14 protein-coding genes are annotated in these 12,574 nt (G+C 59.6%); 6 read left to right on the top strand and 8 right to left on the bottom strand.

The annotated features are described in order from the left end of the window. Positions 1-5: 5 nt before the first annotated feature. The 3 genes from aroQ to GXB78_RS19115 all read right to left on the bottom strand — a co-directional run bounded on the left by aroQ (position 6) and on the right by GXB78_RS19115 (position 3,088). Positions 6-446 (bottom strand): type II 3-dehydroquinate dehydratase, encoded by a 441-nt coding sequence (gene aroQ, locus GXB78_RS19125; RefSeq protein ID WP_042610534.1) that lies wholly within the window; start codon positions 444-446, stop codon positions 6-8. A 270-nt stretch (positions 447-716) separates the two neighbouring features. Then, positions 717-1,796, bottom strand: coding sequence for a tRNA (uridine(54)-C5)-methyltransferase TrmA (trmA, locus tag GXB78_RS19120; protein WP_329516585.1), 1,080 nt, complete (start codon positions 1,794-1,796; stop codon positions 717-719). Next, positions 1,793-3,088, bottom strand: coding sequence for an NCS2 family permease (locus GXB78_RS19115; RefSeq protein WP_329516584.1), 1,296 nt, complete (start codon positions 3,086-3,088; stop codon positions 1,793-1,795). The genes trmA and GXB78_RS19115 overlap by 4 nt, the downstream gene beginning before the upstream one ends. A gap of 220 nt (positions 3,089-3,308) precedes the next feature. On the opposite strand from GXB78_RS19115, the gene GXB78_RS19110 reads away from it, so the two are divergent. Together GXB78_RS19110 and GXB78_RS19105 are read left to right on the top strand one after the other, a co-directional pair. Then, positions 3,309-3,755 (top strand): DUF4879 domain-containing protein, encoded by a 447-nt coding sequence (locus tag GXB78_RS19110; protein WP_329516583.1) that lies wholly within the window; start codon positions 3,309-3,311, stop codon positions 3,753-3,755. A 67-nt stretch (positions 3,756-3,822) separates the two neighbouring features. Continuing rightward, positions 3,823-4,374, top strand: a complete 552-nt coding sequence (locus GXB78_RS19105; RefSeq protein ID WP_329516582.1) for a DJ-1 family glyoxalase III — start codon at positions 3,823-3,825, stop codon at positions 4,372-4,374. Between the two features lie 4 nt (positions 4,375-4,378). On the opposite strand, the gene GXB78_RS19100 is transcribed toward GXB78_RS19105, so the two are convergent. The 3 genes from GXB78_RS19100 to GXB78_RS19090 all read right to left on the bottom strand — a co-directional run bounded on the left by GXB78_RS19100 (position 4,379) and on the right by GXB78_RS19090 (position 6,294). Continuing rightward, positions 4,379-4,666, bottom strand: a complete 288-nt coding sequence (locus GXB78_RS19100; RefSeq protein ID WP_016773085.1) for a HigA family addiction module antitoxin — start codon at positions 4,664-4,666, stop codon at positions 4,379-4,381. A gap of 14 nt (positions 4,667-4,680) precedes the next feature. Further along, on the bottom strand, positions 4,681-4,959 hold the full coding sequence (locus tag GXB78_RS19095) for a type II toxin-antitoxin system RelE/ParE family toxin (RefSeq protein ID WP_038861219.1): 279 nt from the start codon (positions 4,957-4,959) through the stop codon (positions 4,681-4,683). A 99-nt stretch (positions 4,960-5,058) separates the two neighbouring features. Then, positions 5,059-6,294, bottom strand: coding sequence for an MFS transporter (locus GXB78_RS19090; protein WP_329516581.1), 1,236 nt, complete (start codon positions 6,292-6,294; stop codon positions 5,059-5,061). A gap of 392 nt (positions 6,295-6,686) precedes the next feature. Here GXB78_RS19090 and GXB78_RS19085 point away from each other — a divergent pair, with 392 nt between their 5' ends. The 3 genes from GXB78_RS19085 (at position 6,687) to GXB78_RS19075 (ending at position 9,387) form a co-directional block, all read left to right on the top strand. After that, entirely contained in the window at positions 6,687-8,132 is a 1,446-nt protein-coding gene (locus GXB78_RS19085) for a cytochrome ubiquinol oxidase subunit I (protein WP_329516580.1), read from the top strand. Between the two features lie 3 nt (positions 8,133-8,135). Beyond that, on the top strand, positions 8,136-9,143 hold the full coding sequence (gene cydB, locus GXB78_RS19080; RefSeq protein ID WP_042610525.1) for a cytochrome d ubiquinol oxidase subunit II: 1,008 nt from the start codon (positions 8,136-8,138) through the stop codon (positions 9,141-9,143). Between the two features lie 76 nt (positions 9,144-9,219). Then, the gene (locus GXB78_RS19075) at positions 9,220-9,387 is read left to right on the top strand and encodes a DUF2474 domain-containing protein (RefSeq protein WP_016773090.1); all 168 of its coding nucleotides are present in this window, start codon (positions 9,220-9,222) and stop codon (positions 9,385-9,387) included. Positions 9,388-9,456: 69 nt separating this feature from the next. Here GXB78_RS19075 and GXB78_RS19070 read toward each other — a convergent pair whose 3' ends face one another. Both GXB78_RS19070 and GXB78_RS19065 read right to left on the bottom strand, forming a co-directional pair. Then, positions 9,457-10,581: a class I SAM-dependent methyltransferase gene (locus GXB78_RS19070; RefSeq protein WP_329516579.1), complete on the bottom strand. Its 1,125-nt coding sequence runs from the start codon at positions 10,579-10,581 to the stop codon at positions 9,457-9,459. 174 nt (positions 10,582-10,755) lie between these two features. Further along, complete coding sequence (locus GXB78_RS19065; protein WP_329516578.1) at positions 10,756-11,466, bottom strand: autoinducer binding domain-containing protein; 711 nt, start codon at positions 11,464-11,466, stop codon at positions 10,756-10,758. 313 nt (positions 11,467-11,779) lie between these two features. Between GXB78_RS19065 and GXB78_RS19060 the strand changes: the two genes are divergently transcribed. Further along, the gene (locus GXB78_RS19060; RefSeq protein ID WP_329516577.1) at positions 11,780-12,556 is read left to right on the top strand and encodes a ferredoxin--NADP reductase; all 777 of its coding nucleotides are present in this window, start codon (positions 11,780-11,782) and stop codon (positions 12,554-12,556) included. Positions 12,557-12,574 lie beyond the last annotated feature (18 nt).

Here is a 12,574-nt window from a genome sequence, read left to right as displayed (position 1 = left end):
GGCCTTCACCCCCGCAACCGCTGACTGAAATGTTCCAGCGCCAAGCGATAACCATGGCTGCCGAACCCGCACATCACCGCCGTGGCAATGCCCGAAACAAACGAATGATGACGGAACGGCTCACGGGCATGGACGTTGGACAGATGCACTTCAATCACTGGCAGCTCGCTGGCGACCAAGGCATCGCGAATCGCTACCGACGTATGTGTCCACGCCGCCGGGTTGATCACGATCCCGGCGCAACGACCGCGCGCCGCGTGAATCCAGTCGAGCAGCTCGCCTTCATGATTGGTCTGGCGAAACTCTACGGTCAGGCCAAACTCGTCAGCCGCGCGACCACACAGCGCGGAAATGTCCGCCAGGGTTTCATGACCATAAGTCGCCGGCTCTCGGGTGCCGAGCAGGTTCAGGTTCGGGCCGTTGAGCACCAGAACGATAGGGGACATTGGGGTAACTCCACTTATTGTTTTTGGCATGGGCCGATAGGTTTCAGCCTGTGGAGATAAAATGTACTAGATGGTTACATCGGTCAATTGAACAGAAATGCCACGGGCGTTTTATGTTCGGTGATCGCACAGATCAAAAGATCGTAGCCTTCGGCAGCGCCTACATGTGGAACGCGGTTATCTGTAGGAGCTGCCGAAGGCTGCGATCTTTTTGAGCACCCACAAAAAAGCCGTCAATCACGACGGCTTTTCCGTATCCGCTACCCGCAATCAACGCCGGGTCAGCAGCACACCGGATTCCATGTGATGGGTCCACGGGAATTGGTCGAACAATGCGCACTTGGTAATGCGGTGGGTGTCATGCAACTGGGCGATGTTGGCGGCCAGGGTCTCCGGGTTGCAGGAGATGTAGAGGATGTTGTCGAAACGCCGGGTCAGTTCGCAGGTGTCCGGGTCCATGCCGGCGCGCGGTGGGTCGACGAAGACGCTGCCGAATTCATAGCTCTTCAGATCGATGCCGTGCAGGCGGCGGAACGGGCGCACTTCGTTGAGCGCTTCGGTCAGTTCCTCGGCGGACAAACGCACCAGGGTGACGTTATCCACAGCGTTTTCGCTGAGGTTGCTCAGGGCCGCGTTGACCGAAGTCTTGCTGATTTCGGTAGCGAGCACTTTGCGCACGCGGGTGGCCAGCGGCAGGGTGAAGTTGCCGTTGCCGCAGTACAGCTCCAGCAGATCGTCGCGGCGATCGCCGAGCGCTTCGTATGCCCAATTGAGCATCTTCTGGTTCACCGTGCCGTTGGGCTGGGTGAACGCGCCTTCGGGCTGGCGATAGCTGAAGGTGCGACCGCCGACTTCGAGTTTCTCGACGACATAGTCCTGGCCGAGTACTTCACGTTTGCCTTTGGAGCGGCCGATGATGCTCACACCTAGATCGGCTGACAACTGAGTCGCCGCCGCGTGCCAGTGCTCATCCAGCGGACGGTGATAGCACAGGGTGATCATCGCGTCGCCGGCCAGCGTGGTCAGGAATTCGACCTGGAACAGCTTGTGGCTCAGCGCCGAACTGGCCTGCCACGCAGCCTTCAACTGCGGCATCAACCGGTTGATGCGCAGACTGGCAATCGGGAATTCTTCGATAAGGATCGGCGTACGTTTGTCATCCTGAGAGAACATCGCGTAATGCCGTTCGCCGCCCTCGCGCCAGAGGCGGAATTCGGCGCGCAGGCGGAAGTTCTGCAGCGGCGAATCAAACACCGTCGGTGCGGGTGCATCGAACGGCGCCAGCAGCTCACGCAAGCGCGTGACCTTGGCGTCGAGTTGTTCGGAGTAGGCTTGGGAATCGAAAGTCATGCGTTGAACCAACCCAACTTGATCACAAACAGAATCGACAGGATCACCAGTGCCGGGTTCAGCTCGCGGGCGCGGCCGGACAGCAGCTTGATGGCGGTCCAGGCGATGAAGCCGAAGGCGATGCCGTTGGCGATCGAATAGGTGAACGGCATGGCCAGCGCGGTGACCACGACCGGCGCGGCGACGGTGATGTCATCCCAGTCTATTTCCGCAAGGCCGGAAGTCATCAACACGGCGACGAACAGCAGCGCTGGCGCAGTGGCGAAGGCCGGAACGCTGGCCGCCAGTGGCGAGAAGAACAGCGCCAGCAGGAACAGGATCGCCACGACGATGGCGGTCAGGCCGGTGCGGCCACCGGCACTGACGCCGGCCGCGGATTCGATGTAACTGGTGGTGGTCGAAGTGCCCAGCAGCGAACCGGCCATGGCCGCCGTACTGTCGGCGATCAGCGCGCGGCCCATTTTCGGCATGTGGCCGTCCTTGCCCATCAGGCCGGCGCGCTTGGCAACGCCGATCAGGGTCCCGGAGTTGTCGAACAGGTCGACGAACAGGAAGGCGAAAATCACGCTGACCAGACCGATGTCCAGTGCACCTTTGATGTCCAGTTGCAGGAAGGTCGGCGCCAGCGACGGCGGCATCGACAGGATGCCGCCGAACTTGGTGACGTTCAGCGCGATCGAGGCGATGGTCACCGCGAGGATGCCGATCAGCACCGCGCCGCGCACTTTCAATGCTTCAAGGGCGACGATCACGGCGAAACCGACGGTGGCGAGAATCGGCGCCGGCTTGGTCAGATCGCCGAGGCCGACCATGGTTGCCGGGTTGCTGACCACGATGCCGGCATTGTGCAGGGCGATGAGTGCCAGGAACAGGCCGATACCGGCGGCGATCGCCGAGCGCAGTGGCAGCGGGATGGCGTTGATGATCCATTCACGGATGCGGAAGATCGACAGCAGAAAGAACAGCACGGCGGAAATGAACACCGCACCCAGCGCCACCTGCCAAGTGTGGCCCATGTGCAGAACCACGGTGTAGGTAAAGAAGGCATTCAGGCCCATGCCCGGAGCGAGGGCGATCGGGTAGTTGGCAATCAGGCCCATCACGGTCGAGCCGATGGCGGCCGCCAGACAGGTGGCGACGAAGATCGCGCCCTTGTCCATGCCGGTCTCGCCGAGGATGCTCGGGTTGACGAACAGAATGTAAGCCATGGCCAGGAAAGTCGTGACGCCCGCGAGAATTTCGGTGCGCACGTTGGTGTTGTGTGCCTTGAGTTGAAACAGCCTTTCCAGCATGTCTGCTCCCCGTGGCGCGCGTGGCGCCGTGAATGTATCGACCTCAACAGCAAAGCACAGACCGTCGCAAGCGCCTGGAAAATTGTCGTGGGCCGGAAAAAGCCGCGCATCATACCAGCCGCGTGAGGAATTTGGCGGATGTTGGTGTCGATCGTCGGCGAAGTTTTGCGCAGCCGACAACTGCGCCATACTGCGCGCTGATTTTTTGGAGTGGGCAGGCATGGGCAACGGCGGGATCAGGATTTTCGGATGGATTGCAGCACTGCTGACGGCAGTCCCGGTGTTCGCGGCATCGGCACCGCCGTTGAGCGAGGTGAAGGTGATCAAAGTGCAGTCACCGTCCTGCGGTCTGGAAGATATTGCCGATAACCAGCCGCAGACCCAGTGCAATCACAGCGGGCCGAACATCAAGGTCTACGTGCTGGAAGTCGGCTATGGCCAGAACCAGCCGCACGTGACTCTGGATGGCTTCGAGGTCAACGGCACTCGAGGCCCGGTGTGTGCCTTCGATAATGGCAACCTCACTGAATGCACGCCTGGCAGCAAAACCGTCGGTTCTCTCTATACCTTCGATCTGGCCGGCAAACAGGAAGGCACCTTCAGCTTCAGCAACACCTCGATCAACGCTCCGCGCAACACGCTCTCGACTCAGCTTTACATCAAGTAACGGCTGACTTCGAACAGGGTGGGACAAAGCTGACTACGCTTTACTGACTACCCAGCGGAAAGCGCCCATGACTTCCAGAGCCCTGATTGCCCTCGCCGAGGGCATCGACGATTTGCAAACCGTGACCCTGATCGACGTGCTGCGCCGCGCCGGCATCGAAGTGGTTGCCGCCAGTATTGAAGGCCGGCGCATGCTGACCTGCGCGCGCGGCACCCGCCTCACCGCCGACGGCATGCTGGTCGATGTGCTCGCGCAGAGCTTCGACCTGATTGTCCTGCCGGGCGGCGCCGTCGGTTCGCAACATCTGGCGGCGCATCAGCCCTTACAGCAATTGCTCAAGGACCAAGCCAGCGCCGGCCGACTGTTCGCCGCCATCGGCGAAGCCCCGGCCGTCGCGCTGCAAGCGTCAGGCGTGCTGCGCCAGCGACGCATGACGTGCCTGCCCGGCGCCAGTCATCAGCTGTCGGGCTGTACGTTTGTTGATCAACCGGTGGTGGTCGACGGCAACTGCATCACCGCCCAAGGCTCGAGCGCGGCGCTGGAATTTGCCTTGACCCTGGTCGAGCAGCTCAGTGGCAAGGCGTTGCGGGCGAGGGTGGCGGGGGAGTTGATGGCCTGAAGGGTCAGCCGTGGGCTGCAAGGGGTTCTATCATTGGTTGCTCACGGTGCTCCGCTTGCCAAAGGTCGTAGTCGGTTTGAACACCTAGCCACACGCGCGCCTTGCCAATCCCTGCACGCTCAAGTCGTACTGCCAGATCCGGGCTGATTGGCGCGTGTCCGTGCAGTACGCGCGAAAGGTGCGGGCGTGCAAAGCCAAGGTGCCGGGCCAATTCGCTCACGCTGATGCCAAGCTCGGGCAAGACATCCAGCAGCAGGGTTTCACCGGGGTGTGGCGGGTTGTGCATGGGCATGAGCCTGCCTCCTGTCAGTGGTAGTCCAGATAATCGACCAATTCGATATCCGAACCGACAAAACGAAAGATCACTCGCCAGTTGCCTGAAACGCTGAGCGACCAATATTCGCTCAGCTCACCTTTCAAAGGATGCAGGCGCCAGCCGGGCAAGTCCAAGTCCCCGGGAAGCGTCGCTCGATCCATGAACTGCAACATGCGCGACAGCCGTTTTGCATGGTCGGCACGAATTCCACGAGTCGTACCTGTTTCATAGAAGCCACGAAGGCCTTTGTGCTGAAAGGATTTGATCATGGCGGCGAGTGTAAGGCGATACATTACACCCAGTGCGGTAACTATGTACCGCACGTTGTCGCTTGATATGTGCCTGGCAGGTGAGTTTTTCCAGAAAACTCAGACCTTCTCCTCCACCGGCACATGCATCCGGTCCCGGTTCGCCAATGTCGGGAACAGCTTGATCCACGTCCCGGTCACCACCAGCGTGCCGATTCCGCCCATGACCACCGCCGGCACGGTGCCGAACCAGTGGGCGGTGAGGCCGGATTCGAATTCGCCCAGTTGGTTAGAAGCGCCGATGAACAGGCCGTTGACCGCGCTGACCCGGCCGCGCATTTCGTCCGGGGTTTCCAGTTGTACGAACGAGGCGCGGATGACCATGCTGATCATGTCCGCTGCGCCGAGCACCACCAGCACCGCCAGCGAGAACCAGAACGAGGTCGACAGGCCGAAGGCGATGGTGGCGACGCCGAAGATGCCGACGGCGGTGAACATCACCCGACCGACATTGCGTTCCACGGCAAATCGCGCGAGGAACAATGACATCAGCAACGCGCCCACTGCCGGCGCCGAGCGCAGCAGGCCAAGGCCCCACGGGCCAGTCAGCAGAATGTCCTTGGCGAATACCGGCAGCAACGCCGTGGCGCCGCCGAGCAGCACGGCAAACAGGTCCAGCGAGATCGCGCCGAGGATGTCCGGGCGGCTGCGGATGAAACGGATTCCCGCCAGCAACGAATCCAGCGTGGCTTTGCCTTTGTTCAGCGGCGTCTGGCGTGCCGGCAGATTGAGCATCAGCGTGCAGGCGATCACATACAGAAGTACGGTCGGGCCGTAAACCCAGACGCTGCCAAATGCATAGAGCAAGCCGCCGAGAGCCGGGGCGACGATGGTTGCTGACTGTTGCGCCGATTGCGCGGCGGCAACCGCACGGGGGAAAAGCGCACTGGGGACGATGCTCGGCAGCAGCGCCTGAGTCGTTGGCATCTCGAACGAGCGCGCAGCGCCCAGGAGAAAGGCGAGGATGAAAATCATCTCGCGAGTGACATTGTCGCTGGCACTGCCGATGGCCAGCGCCAAGGCAATCAGTGCCTGCAACGACTGGCACAGCGCGGCGACCTTGCGCCGGTCATAGCGATCAGCGACGTGCCCGGTGTGCAGCATGAACAGCACCCGCGGGGCAAACTCGACCAGACCGACCAGACCCAGATCCAGCACGTTGCCGGTCAGTTGATAGAGATTCCAGCCAATCGCCACGGTGAGCATCTGGAAACCACTGGCGGTGAAAATCCGCGCCAGCCAAAAGGCCATGAACGGACGATGGTGACGTAACAGCAGGGGCTCTTGAGTGGGCATCTGAAGGCAGGTCTTGGACGAGTGAACGGCGAGATTATCACCAGTCTGTAACAGGAAGTTGCTACGAGAGGAAAATCGTCTGGCCAGGCAACGGTTATTTGCGCAGCAACGATCAAGCGCAGCGGCTGTCAGAGTTCTTGAGCAATGAGACAACTTGTCACGCGGCAAACCACCACGCGGTTCATTAGCAAAAATGGGACTACTCTTTCAACGTTGCTTGATCCAGATCAAGACCCCGCCCGGTACTGATCTGACGGCCAGTTGGCCAGACTCCCTGCGTTGCGATGGTTGTAAAAAAAGAACGAATCCGAATTCGCCGCACTCCATATCCGTGGGGGCAGTGGTGCAGGCCTCCGGGTCCGCTACCCGTACTACCTGACAGAGGAAGCCATATGTTCGGTTTAGAGGCTCTCGATCTCGCCCGAATTCAGTTCGCGTTCACCATCTCGTTCCACATCCTGTTCCCGGCCATCACCATTGGCCTGGCGAGTTACCTGGCGGTGCTCGAAGGCCTGTGGCTGAAAACCCGCAACGATACCTACCGTGACCTCTACCATTTCTGGTCGAAGATCTTCGCCGTCAACTTCGGTATGGGCGTGGTTTCCGGTCTGGTCATGGCCTATCAGTTCGGCACCAACTGGAGTCGATTCTCTGATTTCGCCGGTGCCGTCACCGGGCCGTTGCTGACCTATGAAGTGCTCACAGCGTTCTTTCTCGAGGCCGGTTTCCTTGGCGTGATGCTGTTTGGCTGGAACAAGGTCGGACGCGGTCTGCACTTCTTTTCGACGGTGATGGTGGCAGTCGGCACGCTGATTTCGACCTTCTGGATTCTCGCCTCCAACAGCTGGATGCAGACCCCGCAGGGCTTTGAAATCGTCAACGGTCAGGTGATTCCGACCGATTGGCTGGCGATTGTCTTCAACCCGTCATTCCCTTATCGCCTGATGCACATGGCCACCGCCGCGTTCGTCGCGACGGCATTCTTCGTGGGCTCTTCGGCAGCCTGGCATTTGCTGCGCGGCAGGGACAACCCGGCGATCCGCACCATGCTGTCAATGGCGATGTGGATGGCGCTGATCGTCGCGCCGATCCAGGCAGTGATCGGCGACTTCCACGGTCTCAACACGCTCAAGCATCAGCCGGCAAAAATCGCTGCGATCGAAGGCCACTGGGAAAACCATGGTGACGAAGCGACGCCGCTGATCCTGTTCGGCTGGCCGGACATGAAAGAAGAGCGCACCAAATTTGCCGTGGAGATTCCGTATCTCGGCAGCCTGATCCTCACGCACTCGCTGGACAAGCAAGTGCCGGCACTGAAGGAATTCCCGCCGGAAGACCGGCCGAATTCGACCATCGTGTTCTGGTCGTTCCGCATCATGGTCGGCCTCGGTTTCCTGATGATCTTCACCGGTCTGTGGAGTCTGTGGCTGCGCAAGCGTGACTCGCTGTACACCTCGCGGCCGTTCCTGCATCTGGCACTGTGGATGGGGCCGTCCGGCCTGATCGCGATTCTTGCCGGCTGGTTCACCACGGAAATCGGCCGTCAGCCATGGGTCGTGTACGGCTTGATGCGCACTGCAGACGCTTCGTCCAACCACAGTTTCATGCAAATGAGCATCACCCTGGTCATGTTCGTCGTGATCTATTTCGCGCTGTTCGGCGCAGGTCTCGGCTACATGATGCGTCTGGTGCGCAAAGGGCCGAAGATCAGCGAAGGCAGCGAAACGCCGGACGGTGGTCCAGGCAAGAAACGCACCCCGGCGCGTCCGTTGTCCGCAGCCGACGATCCGGCCGAGGGCGAGCACGAAGACAACACTCGCTTGACCAAGGAGATTTGACTCATGGGTATTGATCTTCCGCTGATCTGGGCCGTGATCATCATCTTCGGCATCATGATGTACGTGGTCATGGACGGTTTCGATCTGGGCATCGGCATCCTTTTTCCGTTCGTGCCCGGCAAGACCGACCGCGACGTGATGATGAACACGGTTGCGCCAGTCTGGGACGGCAACGAAACCTGGTTGGTGCTGGGTGGCGCAGCGTTGTTCGGTGCGTTTCCTCTGGCGTATTCGGTGGTTTTGTCGGCGCTGTACCTGCCGCTGATTTTCATGCTGATGGGCCTGATCTTTCGTGGCGTGGCTTTCGAGTTCCGCTTCAAGGCCAAGGATGAAAAACGTCACCTGTGGGACAAGGCCTTCATTGGTGGTTCGATCGCCGCGACGTTCTTTCAGGGCGTGGCGCTGGGCGCGTTCATCGATGGTTTGCCGGTGGTCAACCGCCAGTTCGCCGGTGGTTCTCTGGACTGGCTGACGCCGTTCACGCTGTTCTGCGGCGCGGCGCTGGTGGTGGCCTATGCCTTGCTCGGCTGTACCTGGCTGATCATGAAGACCGAAGGCAAGTTGCAGGAACAGATGCATGATCTGGCGCGGCCGCTGGCGTTTGTGCTGTTGGCGGTGATCGGCATTGTCAGTATCTGGACGCCGTTGTCCCACCCGGAAATTGCCTCGCGCTGGTTCAGCATGCCCAATCTGTTGTGGTTCATGCCGGTGCCGATTCTGGTGCTGGTCACCTTGTATGGCTTGATCCGTGCGGTGGCACGCAATGCCAACTACACGCCGTTCCTGCTGACCCTGGTGCTGATCTTCCTCGGCTACAGCGGCCTGGGCATCAGCCTGTGGCCGAACATCGTGCCGCCGTCGATCTCGATCTGGGACGCCGCCGCGCCGCCGCAAAGTCAAGGCTTCATGCTGGTGGGCACACTGTTCATCATCCCGTTCATCCTGGGCTACACCTTCTGGAGCTACTACGTGTTCCGCGGCAAGGTCACCCATGAAGATGGTTACCACTAAGCGAAACCCTGTGGGAGCGGGCTTGCCCGCGATGGCGTCGCCAGCGGCGCCATCAATTTTGAAGAGGTTTGAAAAAATGACCGGCAAACATTCCCTGCACGACATTGAAGAAGCCGAAAAAAAACCGCTGTGGCAGCGGCTCGGCTGGTTGGCCTTGATCTGGGTCGGCAGTGTCGGCGTGTTGTTCATCGCCGCCAGCCTGATGCGCATGTTCATGAATGCCGCAGGTTTGACCACCCACTGAAACATCCCGCCCCGGCGCCTTCGGGTACGGGTTGCAACCCTCCTCACGGAGGGTTTTTTTCCCCGGAATTTATTTGCGCGCCTTGAGGATGACGAATTTCGGCGTGGCCGCCACTTGCTCGACACCGCGGAACAGGCGCGCCAGTTTGCTGTGATAGCCCAGGTGGCGGTTGCCGACGATGTAGAGCGCACCGCCGACCACCAGTGCCTCGCGCGCCTGCTGGAACATGCGCCAGGCGAGGAAATCGCCGACTACCTGCTGCTGATGGAACGGTGGATTGCACAGCACTACGTCCAGCGACTGCGGCGCCTGCCCGGCCAGACCATCGCCAGCGCGCACGATGACTTCGCGATCGGCCAATGCCGCGCGCCAGTTCTCGGCCGCCGATTGCACCGCCATGAACGATTCATCGACCAGCGTGTAATGCGCATCCGGGTTTTGCAACGCGTTGGCAATTGCCAGCACACCGTTGCCACAACCGAGATCGGCAACTCGGGCGCTGCCAAGGTTTTTCGGCAGATGCGGCAGAAAAGCGCGAGTGCCGATGTCGAGACCTTCGCGGCAGAATACGTTGGCGTGGTTGAGCAGCTCGATCGCCGGTTCGTCGAGGCGATAACGAGTCGGGTAGGGCGATGTCGCGGGCACTTTGCTTTCAGGCGTAGCGATCAGCAGTCGGGCTTTCTTGACGGCCAGCGACGCCTGCACAGGGCCGATATAGCGTTCGAGCAGATCACCGGCAGCGCGCGGCAGATGCTTGACCATGGCGGCGGCGATCACCTGGGCGCCGGGAGCAAGTTGCCCTTGCAGGCGGATCAACTGCTCCTCCAGTAGCGCCAGCGTCTTGGGAACGCGGATCAGCACTCGATCAAAGGGCCCGACCAAGGGCTCACTGGCCGGAATCGGACGGATTGCATCGAACGCCTGGCCGTTGCGCAGCAGGTTTTTTTCCAGCCCGACGAAAGCCAGGAACGAGTCGCCGCTGCTGCTGACTTCGACCTTGCCCAGCAGACTGATCGCCAAGGCACCAAAGCTGTCATTGAGCACCAGCACGCGGGTGCTGCTCGCCAGTTGTTCGCTGGCGAGATGATTGAGCAGGTATTCGTCTGCCGCGTCGAATGCTTGCAGCGGTTCATTCTGCTGTTCAGGCTGGCGGATCAGGTCGAGTTGGGCGAAAGGCGTTTCGAGCAAAGGCATGGGGCGGGGACTCAGGATATTCGGCAGATATCCCGTGGCCTGCTTGTCGTGCGACGGGATCCGACCGAGTGGACTGCGATGCAAGCGGTATGCGTCATCACTCGGAAAGGCCTGAATGGTACGTTTTTTTGCGCGCAAATACTTGCAGGATTACCGCGCGATAACGTTCAGCTGTCAGATGATTCCGGCCCGGGCGGCCGCAATCACCGCGGAAATCTTGTTGCAGACGTTGAATTTTTCGATGACGTTTTGCACGTGATAGTTAACGGTGCGTTCGCTCAGGCTGAGGATTCGCGAAATATCGTGAGCGGTCTTGCCCATGGCGGACAGTTTCATGATTTCCAGCTCCCGGGACGATAGCCTGGGCCTGCTGGGCTTGGTCTGTATGGGAACGGCGCGCGCATACAATTCGCTGAAGTGTCGGTTGGCGAAGAACAGATAACCGTAATGCTCATAAAGTTCGAGCGGGCTGATCGGGCAGTGGGTCCGGGCCAGGCTGATGATGCTGCACAAACCGCTGGCTTCGTCATGAAACGCTTGCGACCAGCCATGCTGCAGTCCGTTGTTTTTCAACGCCTGCCACAACTCGGGCGCATCAGTGAAAACTCTTTCTTCCCAGACGATTGGCAATATAGAATGATTGCAATGCGCTATTACCGGATCGATATTCCGGTAGTTCTCGTTGTTGTACTGAACGTTCCATTCTTTCGGGTAGTTATTGATTTGCAATGCGTTCAGATGAACTTCGCGATTGGGTGAGGTGACCGCGATGGCGCAAAAGTTAAATCCCAGGTTTTCGGCGAATCTCAGCAATATCGGATAAGCCGCCTCTATTCCCTTGGCGAATGTCAGTTGTTTGAGTTGTGATTCCTTCCACGTTTCCATGAGCTTTTGCCTCTATATCCTGATAGCGGGGCGCCTGATGGATCCAAAAGATCCGGCACGAGTCGAAGTGTAGGATCTTTCCTGCGAATCGCCTTACATTATTTCGAGATTGATACTTGGGGGTTTTTCATAAAGCGTTCTTAGCAATACAAGCCGTTATATTTTGATTGCCATCTTAAGTTATTACTCTAAATCCAACCTTGACAACATATCGAATGCACAACGTAGATTCCGTTAATACCATTACCAATCACGAGTGTTTGGCAACACGATTTTGCGGGACACTGTCGGCAATCGTTTCAAGGAGTGCCTCATGACTGCCAGTGCCGAGAAGTACACCACCCAGACCTTGCTCGATGTGCAACCGTTGACGCCGAACCTGTTTACGCTGCGCACCAGCCGCGATCCCGGCTTTCGCTTCCGTGCCGGCCAGTTCGCCCGTCTGGGCGTGACCAAGGCCGATGGCAGCACGGTGTGGCGCGCTTATTCGATGGTGTCATCGCCGTTCGACGAGTTTCTCGAGTTCTTTTCCATTGTCGTGCCGGGCGGCGAATTCACCAGTGAGCTGAGCCGTCTCCAGGTCGGCGACAGCTTGATGGTAGAGCGCCAGGCGTTCGGCTATCTGACGCTGGATCGCTTTGTCGATGGCCGAGACCTGTGGTTATTGTCTACCGGCACCGGGGTGGCGCCGTTTCTGTCGATTCTGCAGGACTTCGAGGTCTGGGAGAGATTCGAGCGCATCATTCTGGTTTACAGCGTGCGCGAAGCGCGGGAGCTGGCTTATCAGCAGTTGATCGCCGGGTTGGCGCAACGTGACTATCTGAGCGAACACGTCCACAAGCTGCAATTCATTCCGACGGTGACCCGCGAAGCACATTCCGGCGCGTTGCAGGGCCGGATTACCACGCTGATCGAAAATGGCGAACTGGAGCGAGCGGCGGGCGTTGCGCTCTCGCCTGAGCATTCGCGGGTGATGCTGTGCGGCAATCCGCAGATGATCGATGACACCCGCGCATTGCTCAAGCAGCGCGACATGCGCCTGAGCCTGACGCGCAAGCCGGGGCAGGTTGCGGTAGAGAATTACTGGTAACGAAAACGGCACCCCGCG

Source organism: Pseudomonas moraviensis subsp. stanleyae (assembly GCF_036283065.1).
GTDB classification, from domain to species: domain Bacteria; phylum Pseudomonadota; class Gammaproteobacteria; order Pseudomonadales; family Pseudomonadaceae; genus Aquipseudomonas; species Aquipseudomonas stanleyae.
This window is presented reverse-complemented; position numbering and strand designations above follow the sequence as displayed.